The organism is Streptomyces sp. GbtcB7 (assembly GCF_019091445.1).
Lineage (GTDB): Bacteria > Actinomycetota > Actinomycetes > Streptomycetales > Streptomycetaceae > Streptomyces > Streptomyces mirabilis.
The window spans coordinates 482,462-499,573 of sequence record NZ_JAGXJM010000001.1; the positions used below are offsets into that span (position 1 = coordinate 482,462).

Here is a 17,112-nt window from a genome sequence, read left to right on the forward strand (position 1 = left end):
GGTCCGCTTCAGATGGTCCGCGCGGCCCTGCGGTACGAGACCACAGCGTACGAACCGAAGACCAGTAGCCAAGCAGTGAGAACCGCCACCGCGCCGAGCGCCGGTGCGTCGCCGTCGGCGACGGACACGCCGAGCTGGGCGATGCGGTTCGTAGGGGTGAAGCCGGACAGGGACCGGAGCCAGCCCGGGAAGAGCGTGAGCGGGAACCACAGACCGCCGACCACCGAGAGCCCCAGGTTGCACACCATGTTCGCGACACCGGTCGTCTGCGCGGTGAGCCGGTAGCCGTTGCCGAGGCCGAGCAGGGTGAAGGGTATCGAGCCGAGCCACAGCAGCACCGCGACCGCGGCCCACTGCCAGACCTCCAGCCGTACGCCGTTGACCAGGCCGCCCGCCGCCAGCACCGCGGCGATCGCGGGCAGCACGGTCACCGAGCCGGTCAGCGTCCGCCCGAGCACCACCTCGCGCGGGGTCATCGGGGTCACCCGCAGCTGCCGCAGCCAGCCGATCGCCCTGTCCTCGGCGACCCCGCCGCCGGTGTTCAGGGCCGAGCCCACCGCCCCGTACGCGGCCATGCCGATCATCGAGCCGGTCTTCCAGCCGCCGTCACCGCCGTCACCGAGGTTGGTGAACAGGAGGTACATCATCACGGGCATCGCGATGCCGCCGATGACGAAGCCGGTGTCGCGCAGCGTCCGGCGCACTTCGAGGCGCAGATAGTCCAGCATCACACCGTCTCCAGAACATGCGAGGTGAGCGCCATGAACGCGTCGTCCAGGGACGCGGGGACGACCTCCAGACCGCGGACCGCACCGAGCTCCGCCAGCGCGAGCACCGTCGCGTCCGAGTCGTCGGTGCGCAGCCGGGCCCGGTCCCCGCGCACCTCCACCGACACCACACCGGGCAGCAGGGTCAGCCCCTCGGTGCCCCGGCCCGCGAGGTCGAAGGAGACCAGGTTGCCGCCCACCGACCGCTTGAGCTGCTCGCCGGTCCCGTCGGCGACGAGCCGGCCGTGGTCGATGACGAGGATCCGGTCGGCGTGCGCGTCGGCCTCCTCCAGATAGTGCGTCGAGAACAGGACGGTGTGGCCACGCCGCGCATAGGACCGCATCGAGTCCCAGAACGCGCGCCGCGCCTCCACGTCCAGCGCGGCCGTCGGCTCGTCGAGCACGATCAGGTCGGGGTTCCCGGCGAGCGCCACCGCGAACCGCACCCGCTGGGCCTGTCCGCCGGAGAGCCGGTCGACGCGCCGCCCGGCCAGATCCTCGATCCCCGCGAGCTCCAGCGCGTCGGCGACCGGGAGCGGCGCGGGATAGCGGCCCGCGACGAAGGAGACCAGCTCACGGACGGTCACGCGGGGCACCGGCCGGGTCTCCTGAAGCATCGCGCCGACCCGCCCGGCGCGCACCGCCGCGTCCGGGGGGCCGCCGAAGAGAGCGACCGTCCCCTCGTCCGGCTCGTTCAGACCGAGCAGCAGGGAGATCGTGGTCGACTTCCCCGCGCCGTTGCGCCCCAGCAGCGCCACCGTCTCGCCGCGGCCGATCTCCAGATCCACCCCGTCCACGGCGCGCACCGCGCCGAACGCCTTGACCGCCCCCGTGAAGGACACGGCACGCTCTGTCCCACCTGTCTGTGTCATGTCTGAGACGGTACGAATCCGCGGCCCTTGCCCGGCAGATGCGCTTGTACGGACTCCGGCAGGACAAATGTCACGGCCGGGCGGACGGACCGTTGACCTGACAGGGCGTCAGGAGCCTTCACAACTGCCGAGTGCTGGGCTATACAAGGGTCGCCGGACTGGAACGCGTTCTAGATCGGCCAGTGTCGACCTCGGTGCGGCCGACGGTGCGGACGGCCGCACCGAGGTCTTTCGCGCTACTGATCAGGAGCCCCATGCCCATCGACGCCGCCAAGGCCCTCGCCGCCGAACCCCGCAGCGGTGAGATCACCTGGGACCGCAAGGACGTCCAGCTCTACCACCTCGGCCTCGGAGCGGGCGTCCCGGCGACGGATCCCGACGAGCTGCGCTACACCCTCGAATCGAAGCTGCACGTCCTGCCGAGCTTCGCCACCGTCGCGGGCGCCGGTTCCCCCGGAGTGATCAGCGGCCTGTCCATGCCCGGCGTCGACGTCGACCTCGCCCGCGTCCTGCACGGCGGCCAGACCATCGAACTGCACCGCCCGATCCCGGTCGAGGGCAAGGCCCTGGCCACCGGGCGGATCGCCGCCGTGTACGACAAGGGCAAGGCGGCCGTCCTGGTCATGCGCACCGAGGTCGCCGACGCCGAGGGACCGTTGTGGACGAACGACGCCCAGATCTTCGTACGGGGAGAGGGCGGCTGGGGCGGCGACCGCGGCCCCTCCACCCGCCTCGAGGAGCCCGCCGGTGCGCCGGACCGGACCGTCGAGCGCCCGGTCCGCGAGGAGCAGGCGCTGCTCTACCGGCTCTCCGGCGACTGGAACCCGCTGCACGCCGACCCCGAGTTCGCCAAGCTCGCCGGGTTCGACCGGCCGATCCTGCACGGGCTGTGCACGTACGGGATGACGCTCAAGGCGGTCGTCGACACGCTGCTCGGCGGGGACGTGGCGCGCGTCCGCTCGTACACCACGCGCTTCGCCGGGGTCGTGTACCCGGGGGAGACCCTGCGCATCCGTATGTGGCGGCGGGAAAGCGGCGTCCGGGTGGCCGTGAGCGCCGTCGAGCGGGACGACGCGCCGGTTCTCGCCGACACCGTCGTCACACACTCCTGAGCCCAGAACACAGTCGACCAGCCCGTTGTCGAGGGGAGCCGCACCATGCGCGCAGCCGTACAGCACGAGATAGGCCAGGACAAGCTGGAAGTCCTCGACGACATCGAGGCGGTGGGCTTCGGGCCGGGCAAGGTGCGGATCCGGGTACGGGCCACCGGGCTGTGCCACTCCGACCTGTCCGCGATGAGCGGCGTACTGCCGCAGCCCGCGCCGTTCGTACCCGGCCACGAAGGCGCCGGGGAGATCGTCGAGGTCGGCGAGGGCGTCACCCATCTCAAGCCCGGCGACCGGGTCGTCGTCTGCTGGCTGCCCGCCTGCGGCGTCTGTCCCGCCTGCAAGCGCGGCCAGAGCCAGCTGTGCCTGGCCGGCTTCATGAACGCCGGCACGCCCAACTTCAGGCGCCCCGGCGGAGACGTCTTCGGCTTCGCCGGGACCGGCACCTTCACCGAGGAGGTCGTGGTCGACGCGGGCTCCGCCGTGCCGATCCCGGACGACGTGCCCTTCGACATCGCGGCCCTCATCGGCTGCGGAGTGACGACCGGCCTCGGCGCCGCCCTCAACACCGCGGACGTGGCGGCCGGTTCCTCGGTCGCCGTGATCGGCTGCGGGGGCGTCGGCATCTCCGCGATCCAGGGCGCGCGCCTCAAGGGCGCCGCCGAGATCGTCGCCGTCGACCCGGTCGCCTCGCGCCGGGAGGCCGCGCTGCGGTTCGGCGCGACGAAGGCGGTCTCGCCCGACGAACTCCCGGGCGCGAAGCAGTCGGTGACCGGCGGCGAGGGCTTCGACTACGTCTTCGAGGTCGTCGGCCGCTCCGCCACCGCCCGCACCGCGTACGAGAACACCCGCCGCGGCGGCACCCTCGTCATCGTCGGCGCGGGCGCCATGGACGACTTCCTGCAGCTGAACATGTTCGAGCTGTTCTTCGACGAGAAGCGGATCCTGCCGTCCATGTACGGCGGCGGAGACGTTCTGCGGTCGTACGAGCGGACGGTCGCTCTGTGGCGCGCGGGCCGCATCGACCTGGAGAGCCTGATCACCCACAGGGTGCCGCTGTCCGGGATCAACGAGGCGCTGGACCAGATGCGGACGGGAACCGCGCTGCGTACGTGCATCGAGATCTGACCCCCACGGCTGCTGCCACCTGACCCCCACGACTGCCCCCACGACCGCCGCCACGATTGCTGAGGACTTCGATGTCACTGCCACTTGAAGGGCTCGTCGCGATCGTCACCGGCGCGGGGCGCGGGCTCGGCCGGACCGAGGCGCTGGAGCTGGCCCGCCTGGGTGCCGCCGTCGTCGTCAACGACTACGGGCAGCCCGGGCGGGACGGCTCCGGCGCGGCCTCGGCCACCCCCGCCGAGGAGGTCGCCGCCGAGATCCGCGCCGCGGGCGGTCGCGCCCTCGCCCACACCGGGGACGTCTCCGACCATGAACGGGCCCGCGAGCTGGTCGACCTGGCGATCGGCGAGTTCGGGAAGCTGGACGTCCTCGTCAACAACGCGGGCATCCTGCGCGACCGGATGGTCTTCTCGATGTCCGAGGACGAGTGGGACTCCGTCATCCGCGTGCATCTGAAGGGGCACTTCAACACGACCCACTTCGCGTCCGCGCACTGGCGGGCGCGGTCCAAGGCGGCGGACGGGCCGGTGTACGGGCGGATCGTGAACACCTCCTCGGAGGCGTTCCTCGCGGGCTCGGCGGGACAGCCCAACTACGCGGCGGCCAAGGGCGGGATCGTCGGGCTGACGACCTCGACCGCGCTGGCGCTCGCGAAGTACGGCGTGACGGCCAACGTCATCTGCCCGCGCGCCCGGACCCGGATGACCGAGGACGTGTTCCACGGGTTCGCGGTGCCCGAGCAGGGCCTCGATCCCCTCGCCCCCGAGCATGTCGCGCCCCTCGTCGGCTACTTGGCCTCGCCGGCCGCCGCGCACGTCAACGGACAACTGCTCGTCGTGCACGGCGGCATGGTCGCGGTCGTCGAACGGCCGCGGGTGGCCGCCAAGTTCGACACCAAGCAGGACGCCTTCACCTACGACGAACTCGACGCACTGCTCGGCCCGTACTACGCGGAGCGGCCACCGGGAGAGACGTTCGCGGCGGCGGAGGTACTGGGACTCAAGCACCCCTAGCTCGCCCGACAGCTACCCCTGGCCGTCGTGCTCCGGGCTGAGCAGTCGGCCGTCGGTCGACAGGGGCGGGTGTGCCAGCTGGGGCAAGTAGTGCCGGAAGAACAGTTCGGCGACCAGCTCGCGACGACTGCGCACCCCCACCTTGCCGAAGACCTGCTTCAAATGGTCCTGCACCGTGTACTCGGAGACCCCGAGGTGCCCGGCGATCTCGCTCGTCGAACGGCCCAGCAGGACGTGCTGGGCGATCTCCCGGGCCCGCGGCGACAACCCGTACACATCCAGGACCAGCGCGGTCAGCTCGGCGGGCTCGGTGGGGCCGACGGAGACCACCACGGTCGGCTCACCGCCCTGTTCGAGGGGCCAGGCCCGCAGGGAGATCCACCGGCCGGTGCCCGTGGGCGCCCGGACGTGCGCGCCGGCGCCGGCCTGTTCGCCCCGGGCCTGCACGGCCAGCACCCGCAGCAGGTAGGGGCCCCCTTCGCCGCGCCCGGGCGCGTGCCGCTCCTGGAGCTGGTCGAGCCAGTGCTGCGCGGTCGGTGACATCGAGCGGATGCCGAGGTCGCCGTCGAGCACCACCCAGCCGGGCGCGTCCGGCAGCGGTCCGCAGTCCACGCCGGGCAGCAGCAGCGAGCGGCGCAGCGCGGCGCACGCGGGCACGCTCACGGCCTCGGCGACGGCGTGCTCGGCCGCGGAGAAGGGGCGGGTGTGCGCGTCACGGCACAGCACCAGCAGGCCCCAGGTGCACGGTCCGTGGCGCAGCAGGATCCGTAACTCGTCGGTGAGGCCGAGAGGTCGGAGGATCTCCCGGTAGTACTTGCTCTCGTCCAGCCGTCCGTCGGTCGATCTGCTGAGCAGGCTCACCTTGCCCGAACGCCGGGTCAACGCCCGCAGGTTGTCGACGTCGTCCAGCTCCACGTGCTCGATCTCGAAGAGCCGCCGCATGCGACGACCCCGCACCACACATCGGCCGGTACGGCGTCCAGCAGCACCTGGGGAGGGGGGGTCCCCCCCATGCCCTTAAGGCTATGGGGGAGGGTCGAGCACGGCGAGGGCGCTCAGCTCGCCCCGCAGCCCGCGTTCGAGGCGGCTGGTGGTCTCGGACAGGATCATCGGCGTGTCCCGGAAAGCTGGACTCCGACAAGAGGACGTCACCCGCACGTGGGGATCGGGGGAGCCCCACACAGAACGGCCCCGCTCGCGCCGAGCGCGAGCGGGGCCGTATCGCTGGTTCTGCTTACCGTCAGGCCGATGTGTTCTGCTGGTCGGACGGCTTGCGGTGGCGGCCGTGGGGGGTCGCCTCGTCGTCCCGGCCGGAGACCGGGCCGCGGTGCTTGCCGTGGCCTTCGTCCTGGGCCGTCGCCTCGTGGGCGTCGGTGGCCGGCGGTTCCATGGTGCTGGTTTCGCTCATGTGGAAGTGTTCACCCCGTCAACAAGATCCTTCTTTGTAGCCGGGGGATTCTAACCGGTCGCTCACGCGGGAACGGGGGCGGGTGACCTGTTCTCGCCCCCGGGCCCCCCGTCGGCCCGGAAGGCCTCGTCCTCGGGTGCCGGGCGGGCGGAAAGGGGCCGCCTCTTCACGGGGGACTGCCCGCTCAGCGGTGCCTGTTGGAGGGGGACCGGGCGCGCCGGGGGCCGTTCCGGCGGAGGGGGTGCCTCCGCCGTCATCGCGGCGGCGGGTGCCGTCACCTTCGTCACCCCACACGGCACCACTCCCGTCGCGTACGGCAGTTGGAGGACCCCCTCCCTGGTCCACAGGCCCGTGCCCGCCAACCAGCCCTCCGGGGCCGCGAGATGGTGGACCTGGCGTTCGATCGGCCGCCACACCCCCACCCAGCTGCCGGCCGGCCCGTCGATGCGCAGGGCCACCGCGCAGCGCTCCGGCGTCAGTACCTGCCCCGGCTGGATCGCGAACGGCGTCACCGTGCAGTCGGTGGCGCGCAGACAGTCGGGGAAGCGGATCGGCAGGGTGCTGCCGAGGACCCCCCAGCCGAGGCGGTCGTGGCCCGGGGACGGCGCGTCGGAGCGGACCAGCAGCAGTCCGCTGTCGGCGTCCGCGAGCAGCAGCCGGTCGTCGCTGTCCTCGGCGATCTGCAGCAGTGGCGTTACTTCACCGCCGCGCCCCAGGTCGACGACCACCGTCTTGGTGCGGCCGTCCTGGTGGCGGTCCAGGGCCAGCAGGCGCCCCGTGCCGTCCAGCCAGACCCCGCCCGAACAGCGGCCCGGCACCTCGGCCAGGTGCTCGGGCCCGAACGCCCCGCCCGCCACCAGCCACACCGCCGTGGAGCCGCGGCCCGCGGCGAGGGCGTACGCGTGCTCCCCGTCCGGCGCGGGCGGCAGCAGCCACAGCGGGGTGTCCTCGTCGTGGCACTCCACCGCACCGAGGAGCAGTTCCCCGGTGCCGGGCCCGGTCGGGTACAGCAGCGAGAACGTGTGCCGCCCGTCCGCGACGCGGTGGATCAGCACCCGCCCGTCGGACATCGGCAGCACCTCGGTGCCGGGCTCCTCCGGCTGGTGGGACGGCAGCGGTACGGCGTAGGGCTCGGGGCCGTCCAGCGTCCAGCGCTCGGGGAACCAGCACTCGCCGTCGAGGGCGAGACGGGCCGCGTAGGTTCCGTCCGCGGCGATCACACAGGCGGGGCGGGCGATCACATCCATGGGGCGGGCGATCGCATCCGCGGGGCGGGCGGTCGCATCCGTGGGGCGAGTGGCCCGCTCGTCCCCGGGTTCCGCCGCAGGCTCGGTGGCACAGGCCGTCATCGTTCGGTCACCTCCGGCGACGAAGCTAGTTTTCGCACGCACAGACGTGGGACCGGCGGGCGGGCGCTTCACACATAAGGGTGGCCGTGCCGCGATTCGCCTGAGGGAACGGGGATGCGTGTGCTGAACGGTGCCGGGAGAAGGGGGTGGGGCCCGGATCATCAAGGGCCGCCCGCCGCCGGGACCCCTGGTGGCGCGCCCCGGGACCCGCCCGCGACCGGTGGGGCACCGGCCCGAGCCAGGTAGCCTTTCCCCGTGCCCCGTCTGTCTGAAGTCATCGCCGCGCTCGACACCCTCTGGCCCCCCGAGAGGGCCGAGGGATGGGACGCGGTCGGCACCGTGTGCGGCGAGCCGGACCAGGAGATCACCCGCGTCCTGTTCGCCGTCGACCCCGTTCGGGAAATCGTCGACGAAGCGGTGAAGCTGGGCGCGAACCTGCTGGTCACCCACCATCCGCTCTATCTGCGCGGGACGACGACGGTCGCGGCCGACACCTTCAAGGGCCGGGTCGTGCACACCCTCATCAAGAACGACATCGCGCTGCACGTCGCCCACACCAACGCCGACCGCGCCGACCCGGGAGTCAGCGACGCCCTCGCCGGGGCGCTCGACCTCCGGGTCGTACGGCCGCTCGTGCCGGACCCCACCGACCCCGAGGGCCGCCGCGGCCTCGGCCGCGTCTGTGAGCTGGACCACCCGCTGACCGTCCGTGAACTCGCCGCGCGCGCCGCCGGGCGACTGCCCGCCACCGCGCAGGGCATCCGCGTCGCCGGTGACCCGGAGGCGGTCGTACGGACCGTCGCGGTCAGCGGCGGCTCCGGCGACAGCCTCTTCGACGACGTGCGTGCCGCCGGCGTCGACGCCTTCCTCACCGCGGACCTGCGCCACCACCCGGCATCAGAGGCCCGCGCCCACAGTCCTCTCGCGCTGCTCGACGCGGCGCACTGGGCCACCGAGTGGCCCTGGTGCGAGCTGGCCGCCGCCCAGCTCGACGAGATCTCCGACCGCAAGGGATGGGGCCTGCGGGTCCACGTCTCCAAGACGGTCACCGACCCCTGGACCGCCCACGCGGCGTCCACCGAAACACCTAACGCAATGGGAGCCCCCAACTGAACGCCGCGCCCGCCGACCAGATCCGACTTCTCGACGTCCAGGCCCTCGACGTACGCCTGCAGCAGCTCGCGCACAAGCGGAGGTCCCTTCCCGAGCACGCCGAGATCGAGTCGCTGAACAAGGACCTCACTCAGCTGCGCGACCTGCTCGTCGCCGCGCAGACCGAGGAGAGCGACTGCGCCCGCGAGCAGACCAAGGCCGAGCAGGACGTGGACCAGGTGCGCCAGCGCGCCAACCGCGACCAGCAGCGCCTGGACTCCGGTGCCGTCACCTCCCCCAAGGACCTGGAGAACCTCCAGCGCGAGATCACCTCCCTCGCCAAGCGGCAGGGCGACCTGGAGGACGTCGTCCTCGAGGTCATGGAGCGCCGCGAGTCCGCGCAGGAGCGGGTCGCCGAGCTGACCGAGCGGACCTCTTCCGTGCAGTCGAAGATCGACGACGCGACCGGTCGCCGGGACGCCGCCTTCGAGTCCCTCGACGGCGAGACCGCCTCGGCGACGAAGGAGCGCGAGGTCGTCGCGGCCTCCGTCCCCGCCGACCTGCTGAAGCTCTACGACAAGCTGCGCCAGCAGCAGGGCGGCGTCGGCGCCGCCCGGCTCTACCAGCGCCGTTGCGAGGGCTGCCGCCTCGAGCTCAACATCACCGAGGTCAACGACGTGAAGGCGGCCTCCCCGGACACCGTGCTGCGCTGCGAGAACTGCCGCCGCATCCTGGTGCGTACGTCCGAGTCCGGTCTGTAAGGGGCGCGGGGCGTGCGGGAGTTCATCGTCGAGGCCGACGGCGGTTCCCGGGGCAACCCGGGACCCGCGGGGTACGGCGCCGTGGTCATCGACGCGGTCACGGGGGAGACGCTGGCGGAGCGTGCCGAGTACATCGGCATCGCCACCAACAACGTCGCCGAGTACCGGGGCCTGGTGGCGGGCCTGCGCGCCGCCCACGAACTGGACCCGACCGCGCGCGTCCGGGTCCGGATGGACTCCAAGCTCGTCGTCGAGCAGCTGTCCGGCCGCTGGAAGATCAAGCACCCGGACATGAAGCCCCTGGCCGCGGAGGCGGCCCGCGTCTTCCCGCCCGACCGGATCACCTACGAGTGGATTCCGCGCGAACAGAACAAGCACGCGGACCGACTGGCCAACGAGGCGATGGACGCGGGCAAGCGGGGCGATCAGTGGTCGCCCCGTGAGGGGCGCGGGGAACTGCGCGACCAGCCCCCACAGCCCCGCACTCCGACGACTCCCGCCTCCGCCCCGTCACCCCGCGGCGAAGCCGCGAAGACCGAGGACGACGCACGGGCCGCCCGCAACGTGGCCACACCGGCCCCGTCGACCGGCTGGGGCGCGACCCCCGACATGGGCGCCCCCACCACCTTCGTGCTCCTGCGCCACGGCGAGACCCCCCTCACCCCCCAGAAGCGTTTCTCCGGCAGCGGCGGCACCGACCCGTCGCTCTCGGACGTGGGCCGGGAACAGGCCGAGCGCGTCGCCGCCGCGCTGGCCGCACGCGGCACCGTCCAGGCGATCGTGGCGTCGCCGCTCACCCGTACCCGCCAGACCGCCGCCGCCGTCGCCGCCCGCCTGGGACTGGACGTCGCCATCGAGGACGGCCTGCGCGAGACGGACTTCGGCGCCTGGGAAGGCCTGACCTTCGCCGAGGTGCAGGAGCGGTACCCCGAGGACCTGAAGACCTGGCTCGCCTCCCCGAAGGCCGAACCGACCGGCGGCGGCGAGAGCTTCGCGGCGACCGCCCGCCGTATCGCCACCACCCGCGACAAGCTCATCGCCTCCTACGCGGGCCGCACCGTCCTGCTCGTCAGCCATGTCACCCCGATCAAGAGCCTCGTACGGCTCGCGATCGGTGCCCCGCCGGAATCCCTGTACCGGATGGAGCTGTCCGCGGCCTCCCTGTCGGCGGTGGCGTACTACGCGGACGGCAACGCCAGCCTGCGCCTCTTCAACGACACCTCTCACCTGCGCTGAGCGCCCCGGGCCCGGAGATCACCCGCGCCGAGCCGCCCGGGCCCGCAGGATCTCCGCGGTCTCCCGGTCCGCCGGCAGGAACGCCTCCAGGTGGAGCTCGGCGAGCGTCACGTCGACCGCGGTCGCGAACGACGTCAGCGTGGTGAGCAGCCTCAACTCGCCCTCCGCGCACCGCAGTCGCAGCGGCACGGCGAATCCCAGATAGTCGGCGCCGGGCTCACTCGCCGGTACGTAGTCCGCCAACTCCTCGGTCAGGTAGGCGAGTCGGGGATCGGGACTGCGCACGGCACGGGCCCGCAGGTTCTCCACGATGTGCTGCCCCCACGCGTCCAGGTTCACCACCCGCGAACCCATCCCGCGCGGATGCAGCGCGAGCCGCAGCACATTGACGGGCGGCGCGAGCAGCGCCGGGTCCGCGCCCTCGGTGAGCACGTCGAACGCCTCGTTCGCCGCGACGAGTTCACCCCGCGGCCCCGCCACCACCGCCGGATAGGGCAGATGCCCTTCGAGGATGCTGTCCAACGCCTCCCGTACGGGCTTCAGCGCGACCGCGTCGAGCGGTGACTCCGCGAACGCGGGCGCGTAACCGGCCGCCAGCAGCAGCGAGTTGCGCTCCCGCAGCGTCAGGCCGAGCGACTCGGCGAGCCGGATCACGATCTCCCTGCCGGGCACCGACCGTCCGCGCTCGATGAAACTGACGTACCGCTGGGTCGTCCCCGCCCGCGAGGCGAGCTCCAGCTGACTGACCCGGCGCGCGGTGCGCCAGCGCAGCAGCTCCCGGGCGAAGGGCGGGGGTTCGGTCACCGAGGCGGCGGTGCTGATGGTCATGGCTCAGTTGTACGTCACGGGTACGACAGTCCCGCCATACCTCACGGGGAATTGAGCGGCGTACCCCGTCCGAACAGCATGGACGCATCCACGGAGCACACCCCAGGGAGCCGACATGCGCGCCTACCACCTCGAAACGCCCGGCACCGTCGACGGCATCGCCCCGCGCGAGACGGACCGCCCCGAGCCCGGCCCCCGCGACATCCTCGTCCGCGTCCGCGCCGTCTCCCTCAACAAGCGCGATCTGCTGATCCTGAACGGTACCTATCCGCTGAAGGCCGTGCCGGACGTGATCCCGCTGAGTGACGGAGCGGGCGAAGTCGTCGCGGTGGGCGCGGAGGTGACCCGGTTCGCGGTCGGGGACCGGGTGGCGAGCACGTACTTCCCCAAGTGGATCGACGGCAGGATCACGCCCGCGCTGATCGACCAGCCCGGCGCCACCCTGCCGGGCATGCTCACCGAGTACGCACGCCTCGACGAGAACGCGGCGGTGCGGGTGCCCGACCACCTCGGCTGGGAGGAGGCCGCCTGCCTGCCCTGCGCGGGCGTCACGGCCTGGCACGCGCTGACCGGCGGTGACGCGGTGGTCCCCGGCGAGACGGTGCTGACACTCGGCACGGGCGCGCTCTCGCTGTTCGCCGTGCAGTTCGCGAAGCTGTTGGGCGCCGAGGTCGTCGCCACGACATCGAGTCCGGAGAAGGCCGAGCGGCTCAAGGCCCTGGGCGCCGACCACGTCGTGCGGTACGCCGACCACCCCGCATGGGGACAGACGGTCCGCGACCTCACGGGCGGGCGCGGCGTGGACCTCGTCGTCGAGACCGTGGGCCCGGAGACGATCGAGCAGTCGGTCCGCGCCTCGGCCCTCTACGGCAGGATCGTCCTGGTCAGCGCCAACAGCCCGCGCAAGGCCTCCCTGGAGATCACGACGGACGCGCTCGCGTCGAGCCTGGTGACGATGCGGCGGCTCTTCGTCGGCAGCCGTACTCACTTCGAGTCCATGCTGCGTTTTCTGGGGGACACCCCCAGACCCCCGGGGGCCCTCACCCTGCACGGCACCCGCCCGGTCGTCGACCGGGTCTTCGGCTTCGACGAGGTCCACGAGGCGTTCCGGTACTACGAGTCCGGCGTGGCCTTCGGCAAGGTCGTCATCCGCGTGGCCTGAGCGCGGCCGCCTCGCGCGCCAGGCTCTCCACACGCCCCCAGTCCTTCGCGGCGATCGCGTCCTCGGGAAGCATCCATGTCCCGCCCACGCAGCCGACGTTGGGGAGGGCGAGGTAGTCCGGCGCGTAGGTGGGGCCGATACCGCCGGTCGGGCAGAACCTGGCCTGCGGCAGCGGTCCGGCGAGCGACCTGAGGTACGCCGTGCCGCCCGCCGCCTGCGCCGGGAAGAACTTCATCTCCCGCACCCCGCGCTCCAGCAGCGCCACCACCTCCGAGGTCGTGGACACCCCCGGCAGGAACGGCACCCCGGACGCCTTCATGGCGTCGAGCAGTACGTCGGTCCAGCCGGGACTGACCAGGAACCGGGCGCCCGCGGCCACGCACTCCGTCACCTGCGTCGGCGTGATGACGGTGCCCGCGCCGACCACCGCGCCCGGCACCCCGTCCGCGATCGCCCGGATGGCGTCGAGCGCGCAGGGCGTCCGCAGGGTCACCTCTATCGCGGGCAGCCCACCCGCGACGAGTGCCGCAGCCAGGGGTACGGCGTCCTCGACCTCGTTCACCACGACGACGGGAACCACGGGGGCGAGATCCAGCACGGAGGCGTCGGGAACCGAGGGCAACGGTGAGCTCATGGCCTCATCGTGCCCTCGTCGTGCAACATGCGCAAAGAGCGTTGCGCATGTTGCAACAGCATCTCTAGTGCACCTCTAGCGCACTTCTAGTGCACCTCGTTCACCAGCACATCCAGCGCCCAGGCCGTCCCCGCCCGCGCGGGCGCCTGCACCTCCACCTCGTACCCCAGGTCCCGCAAGGTCTCCACCAGCTCCGCCGGATCGGCCGGCGCGGCGCCCGCCGCCAGCAGACTCCGTACGATCCGCCCCTTCGTCGCCTTGTTGAAGTGGCTGACCACCTTCCGGGTGGGTGCGTGCAGCACCCGGACCGTCGCCGTCCGCCCGGCCACCCCGCCCTTCGGCTTCCACGCGCCCGTGTACGCCGAGGACCGCAGGTCGAGCACCAGCCCGTCGCCGGCCGCCTCGGGGAGCGCGGCGGCCATCGGCGTACGCCAGTGCGCGCCCAGCGCCCCGAGCCCCGGCAGCCTCACCCCCATCGAGCAGCGGTACGACGGGATCCTGTCCGTCACCCGGACCGCGCCCCACAGCCCGGAGAAGACCAGCAGCGAGCGGCTCGCGCGCCGCTTGGCCGCCGTGTCCAGCGAGGCCAGGTCCAGGGCGTCGTACAGCACCCCCGTGTAGATCTCCCCGGCCGGGCGCGCGCCCGCGCTGCGCAACTCCGTGTTCTTGGCGATCTCGCCGCGCAGGCCCTCGCTCAGTCCGAGCACCTCGCGGGCCTTCTCCTCGTCGCCGGCGCACAGCTCGGCCAGCTCGTCGAGGACCGCCCGACGTGCCTCGGTGAGCCCGGGCAGGGATAGCGACTCCAGCTTCAGCGCGGTTCCCCGGCCGGAGGGTGCCTTGCCCTCGGAAGGCGGCAGCAGCACGAGCACGGTGGTGTTCTCCTAACGGTGGGTGTGGCCCGGCGCCAGCCTAAGGGGTCCTCCCGGACGCCGAACGCGCTCGGGGTGCCGCCCGCAGGCACGCGACCTACGCTCGACCCATGCCGTGCCGCCACATCCGCGCCATCTGCGTAACGGGGGCTCCTCTGCAGGCCGCCCTGTGCGCCCTGCGGACCGAGCTCGGCGTGCCCGAGAGCTTCCCGCCCGGCGTACTGGAGGAGGCCGCCCGGCCACCCCGCCTGCCTCTCCACGACGCGACGGACATCCCCTTCCTCACCATCGACCCGCCGACGTCCACCGACCTCGACCAGGCGATGCACCTGTCCCGCCGCGAGAACGGCCACGGCTATCGCGTCCGGTACGCGATCGCCGACGTCGCCGCCTTCGTCGTCCCCGGCGGCGCCCTGGACGCCGAGGCGCACCGCCGCGTGACGACCCTCTACTTCCCGGACGAGAAGGTCCCCCTCCATCCGACCCGGCTCTCCGAAGGCACCGCGAGCCTCCTGCCCGACCAGACCTGCCCGGCCGTGCTCTGGACGATCGACCTGGACGCGGACGGCCGCACGGAGCGCGTCGACGTACGCCGGGCCCTCGTCCGCAGCCGCGCCAAGCTCGACTACGCGCACGTACAGAAGTGGATCGACGACGGCACGGCGGAGGAACCGCTCGCCCTCCTCAAGGAGATCGGGACGCTGCGCGAGCGTCTGGAGGTGGAGCGCGGCGGGATCTCCCTCAACGTCCCCGAGCAGGAGATCGTCGAGAAGGACGGGACGTACGAACTCGTCTACCGCGCCCCGCTTCCCGCCGACGCCTGGAACGCGCAGATCTCCCTGCTCACCGGGATGGCGGCGGCCGACCTGATGCTCGCGCACGGCACCGGCGTCCTGCGCACGCTGCCCGCTGCCCCCGACGGCGCGGTCGGCCGCCTTCGCCGCATGGCCAGGGCCCTGCACATCGACTGGCCGCACCACGTCTCGTACGCGCATCTCGTCCGCTCCCTCGACCCGCACCTGCCGCGCCACGCGGCCTTCCTCCAGGAGTGCACGACGCTGCTGCGCGGCGCGGGCTACACGGTGTTCCGGGGCGGCGCCCTCCCGGACGTCACCTCGCACGCCGCCGTGGCCGCGCCCTACGCCCACTGCACGGCCCCCCTGCGCCGTCTCGTCGACCGCTACGCCTCGGAACTCTGCCTGGCCGCCGCCGCGGACGAACCGCCCCCCGACTGGGTCCTCACCGCCCTCGACACCCTCCCCAAGGAGATGGCCGAGGGCTCCCGACGCGCGGGCACCGTGGAACGCGAGTGCGTCGACATCGTCGAGGCCGCGCTCCTCAAGGACCGGATCGGGGACATCTTCGACGGATGTGTGGTGGACGTGATGGAGCGTCAACCCACGGTCGGCACGGTCCAGTTGGAGTCACCCGCAGTCGTCGCCCGCATCGAGGGCGGCACGGTGACGCTGCCGCTGGGGGAGCGGTTGCGGGTCCGCCTCACCCAGGCCGACCCGGGGACGGCGAAGGTTCAGTTCGCGCCCGCGTGAGGGCCCGTGCGAGTTCGTCGGGGTCGTCCGCGTGCAGCCGTACGAGACGGACGCGACGTTCCCGGCCCAGGAAGGTGAAGTGTGCTACGGGGGCGGCCAGTTCGAGGGTCACGTCGGTCTGGGCGCCCACGGTGAGGTTCAGTTCGCCCTCGGCGGGCTCGTGCGTGGTGCGCAGCTCGCGGCGCACCGCCGCGATGTCCGCCAGGGGTATCCGCAGATCCACGTGCGCGCCGTCGCGGACGCGCAGGTGCGTGGCGTCGAGGACGTGCGGGCGCGTCACACAGGCCGCGTGTATGCCGACGATCATCAGCACGGTGTAGACGTCGAGGACCAGGACGACCGCGTGGACGACCGGCCACCCGCGCAGCAGCACCGCCATCCCGGCCGTCTCGACGACGCACACGAAGGCGAGTCCCCCCATCATGGCGCCCTGGCCCCGCGCGTGACCGAAGGGGCGGCCGTCGCGCGTGCCGTGCTTCCGCCGGGTCACCCACAGCAACAGGCTCGCGAACAGGCGCAGTTCATGCCGCACGAAGGCGCGCGCGATCCTCATCGCCCACGCTCCGTGAACATCCGCATCGCCCGCCGGATCGCCTCCGCCTGGGCCGGGGCGACGTCGGCGTACAGGGCGCGCAGAAAGCTGTCGTCGAGGCCGGGAGCGAGGTCGGTCTCCGACAGCAGGGAATCGGGCAGGCAGTCGGCGAGTGCCCTGGCCGCCTCGTCCACGCGCGGGTCGTCTGCGTCGTAGGGGTCGGCGTCGGCGAGCGCGTCGAGGAGCGTGTACACCTCGTGCGCCCGTGCCACGGCGGCGGGCGTCTCGAAGGCGCTGCCCAGCGCCGCCATCAGCCGCTTCCGGCTCTCGGGCGAGGCCACGGTGTCGATCAGAGCGAGCACCTCGCGGTCCCTGGCGGCCATGGGGGACTCGGGGCCGTGCGCCATCCCCGTGAGCAGCGCGGCCAGTTCGGGAGAGACGGGGCCCTCGGCGGGCAGGTTCCCGTCCCGGTCCAGCAGGGCGCGCAGCCGGTCCCGCCGCTCCCGGATCGCCGCCTCCTGCCGGGCGAGATCGGCGTCGAGCTCCTCGAGCACCTCGGCGAGATCGCGCCCCGCGTCGTCCGCGAGCACGTCCCGCACCTCGGCGAGCCCCAGTCCCAGCTCGGTCAGCCGCCGGATCCGGGCGAGCACGACGGCGTGCCGCAGCGTGTAGTCCCGGTATCCGTTGGGGCGCCGCTCGGGCTCCGGCAACAGCCCGAGATGGTGGTAGTGCCGTACCGTCCGCGTCGTGACACCGACGGTGACGGCGAGTTCTCCGATCCGCATGCCCTCAGTAGAAACGTTGACGTTGC

Annotated in this window: 18 protein-coding genes; 8 read left to right on the forward strand and 10 right to left on the reverse strand. The window is 72.6% G+C overall.

What is annotated here, in order from left to right:
* Window positions 1-8: 8 nt before the first annotated feature.
* Complete coding sequence (locus tag KVT44_RS02165; protein WP_217565854.1) at window positions 9-728, reverse strand: ABC transporter permease; 720 nt, start codon at window positions 726-728, stop codon at window positions 9-11.
* A complete protein-coding gene (locus tag KVT44_RS02170) occupies window positions 728-1,639 on the reverse strand; it encodes an ABC transporter ATP-binding protein (protein WP_217565855.1) in 912 nt (303 codons plus the stop codon). The genes KVT44_RS02165 and KVT44_RS02170 overlap by 1 nt, the downstream gene beginning before the upstream one ends.
* A gap of 254 nt (window positions 1,640-1,893) precedes the next feature.
* Here KVT44_RS02170 and KVT44_RS02175 point away from each other — a divergent pair, with 254 nt between their 5' ends.
* From KVT44_RS02175 to KVT44_RS02185, 3 genes are all read left to right on the forward strand, one after another.
* Complete coding sequence (locus KVT44_RS02175) at window positions 1,894-2,751, forward strand: MaoC/PaaZ C-terminal domain-containing protein (protein ID WP_217565856.1); 858 nt, start codon at window positions 1,894-1,896, stop codon at window positions 2,749-2,751.
* A gap of 45 nt (window positions 2,752-2,796) precedes the next feature.
* Window positions 2,797-3,873 (forward strand): Zn-dependent alcohol dehydrogenase, encoded by a 1,077-nt coding sequence (locus tag KVT44_RS02180; RefSeq protein ID WP_190168613.1) that lies wholly within the window; start codon window positions 2,797-2,799, stop codon window positions 3,871-3,873.
* Between the two features lie 71 nt (window positions 3,874-3,944).
* Window positions 3,945-4,883 carry a 3-oxoacyl-ACP reductase gene (locus KVT44_RS02185; RefSeq protein WP_217565857.1) on the forward strand — a complete coding sequence of 313 codons (939 nt, stop codon included), beginning with the start codon at window positions 3,945-3,947 and terminating at the stop codon, window positions 4,881-4,883.
* A 12-nt stretch (window positions 4,884-4,895) separates the two neighbouring features.
* On the opposite strand, the gene KVT44_RS02190 is transcribed toward KVT44_RS02185, so the two are convergent.
* The 3 genes from KVT44_RS02190 to KVT44_RS02200 all read right to left on the reverse strand — a co-directional run bounded on the left by KVT44_RS02190 (window position 4,896) and on the right by KVT44_RS02200 (window position 7,538).
* Window positions 4,896-5,825 carry a helix-turn-helix transcriptional regulator gene (locus KVT44_RS02190; RefSeq protein ID WP_217565858.1) on the reverse strand — a complete coding sequence of 310 codons (930 nt, stop codon included), beginning with the start codon at window positions 5,823-5,825 and terminating at the stop codon, window positions 4,896-4,898.
* 298 nt (window positions 5,826-6,123) lie between these two features.
* A complete protein-coding gene (locus tag KVT44_RS02195) occupies window positions 6,124-6,291 on the reverse strand; it encodes a hypothetical protein (RefSeq protein WP_177323982.1) in 168 nt (55 codons plus the stop codon).
* 62 nt (window positions 6,292-6,353) lie between these two features.
* On the reverse strand, window positions 6,354-7,538 hold the full coding sequence (locus KVT44_RS02200) for a hypothetical protein (protein ID WP_254648891.1): 1,185 nt from the start codon (window positions 7,536-7,538) through the stop codon (window positions 6,354-6,356).
* 357 nt (window positions 7,539-7,895) lie between these two features.
* On the opposite strand from KVT44_RS02200, the gene KVT44_RS02205 reads away from it, so the two are divergent.
* Genes KVT44_RS02205 through KVT44_RS02215 form a run of 3 tightly spaced genes read left to right on the forward strand, consistent with a single transcriptional unit; the run spans window position 7,896 to window position 10,729 of the window.
* Window positions 7,896-8,753, forward strand: coding sequence for a Nif3-like dinuclear metal center hexameric protein (locus tag KVT44_RS02205; protein WP_060899938.1), 858 nt, complete (start codon window positions 7,896-7,898; stop codon window positions 8,751-8,753).
* A complete protein-coding gene (locus KVT44_RS60515; RefSeq protein WP_099922958.1) occupies window positions 8,750-9,493 on the forward strand; it encodes a zinc ribbon domain-containing protein in 744 nt (247 codons plus the stop codon). The genes KVT44_RS02205 and KVT44_RS60515 overlap by 4 nt, the downstream gene beginning before the upstream one ends.
* A gap of 12 nt (window positions 9,494-9,505) precedes the next feature.
* Window positions 9,506-10,729, forward strand: a complete 1,224-nt coding sequence (locus KVT44_RS02215; protein ID WP_217565859.1) for a bifunctional RNase H/acid phosphatase — start codon at window positions 9,506-9,508, stop codon at window positions 10,727-10,729.
* Between the two features lie 18 nt (window positions 10,730-10,747).
* Here the strand turns inward: KVT44_RS02215 and KVT44_RS02220 are convergent, their stop codons facing one another.
* Window positions 10,748-11,557, reverse strand: coding sequence for a helix-turn-helix domain-containing protein (locus KVT44_RS02220; RefSeq protein WP_217565860.1), 810 nt, complete (start codon window positions 11,555-11,557; stop codon window positions 10,748-10,750).
* A gap of 115 nt (window positions 11,558-11,672) precedes the next feature.
* On the opposite strand from KVT44_RS02220, the gene KVT44_RS02225 reads away from it, so the two are divergent.
* Window positions 11,673-12,719 (forward strand): NAD(P)-dependent alcohol dehydrogenase, encoded by a 1,047-nt coding sequence (locus tag KVT44_RS02225; RefSeq protein ID WP_217565861.1) that lies wholly within the window; start codon window positions 11,673-11,675, stop codon window positions 12,717-12,719.
* On the opposite strand, the gene eda is transcribed toward KVT44_RS02225, so the two are convergent.
* Together eda and yaaA are read right to left on the reverse strand one after the other, a co-directional pair.
* Window positions 12,703-13,353, reverse strand: coding sequence for a bifunctional 4-hydroxy-2-oxoglutarate aldolase/2-dehydro-3-deoxy-phosphogluconate aldolase (gene eda, locus KVT44_RS02230; protein WP_217565862.1), 651 nt, complete (start codon window positions 13,351-13,353; stop codon window positions 12,703-12,705). The genes KVT44_RS02225 and eda overlap by 17 nt on opposite strands.
* Window positions 13,354-13,439: 86 nt before the next feature.
* Window positions 13,440-14,222: a peroxide stress protein YaaA gene (gene yaaA, locus KVT44_RS02235; protein WP_217565863.1), complete on the reverse strand. Its 783-nt coding sequence runs from the start codon at window positions 14,220-14,222 to the stop codon at window positions 13,440-13,442.
* 110 nt (window positions 14,223-14,332) lie between these two features.
* On the opposite strand from yaaA, the gene KVT44_RS02240 reads away from it, so the two are divergent.
* Window positions 14,333-15,769 (forward strand): RNB domain-containing ribonuclease, encoded by a 1,437-nt coding sequence (locus tag KVT44_RS02240; protein ID WP_217565864.1) that lies wholly within the window; start codon window positions 14,333-14,335, stop codon window positions 15,767-15,769.
* On the opposite strand, the gene KVT44_RS02245 is transcribed toward KVT44_RS02240, so the two are convergent.
* Both KVT44_RS02245 and KVT44_RS02250 read right to left on the reverse strand, forming a co-directional pair.
* On the reverse strand, window positions 15,720-16,322 hold the full coding sequence (locus tag KVT44_RS02245; protein ID WP_217565865.1) for a hypothetical protein: 603 nt from the start codon (window positions 16,320-16,322) through the stop codon (window positions 15,720-15,722). The two genes, KVT44_RS02240 and KVT44_RS02245, sit on opposite strands and share 50 nt — an antisense overlap.
* A complete protein-coding gene (locus KVT44_RS02250) occupies window positions 16,319-17,086 on the reverse strand; it encodes a MerR family transcriptional regulator (RefSeq protein WP_217565866.1) in 768 nt (255 codons plus the stop codon). Before KVT44_RS02250 ends, KVT44_RS02245 begins: the two co-directional genes overlap by 4 nt.
* Window positions 17,087-17,112: the final 26 nt, after the last annotated feature.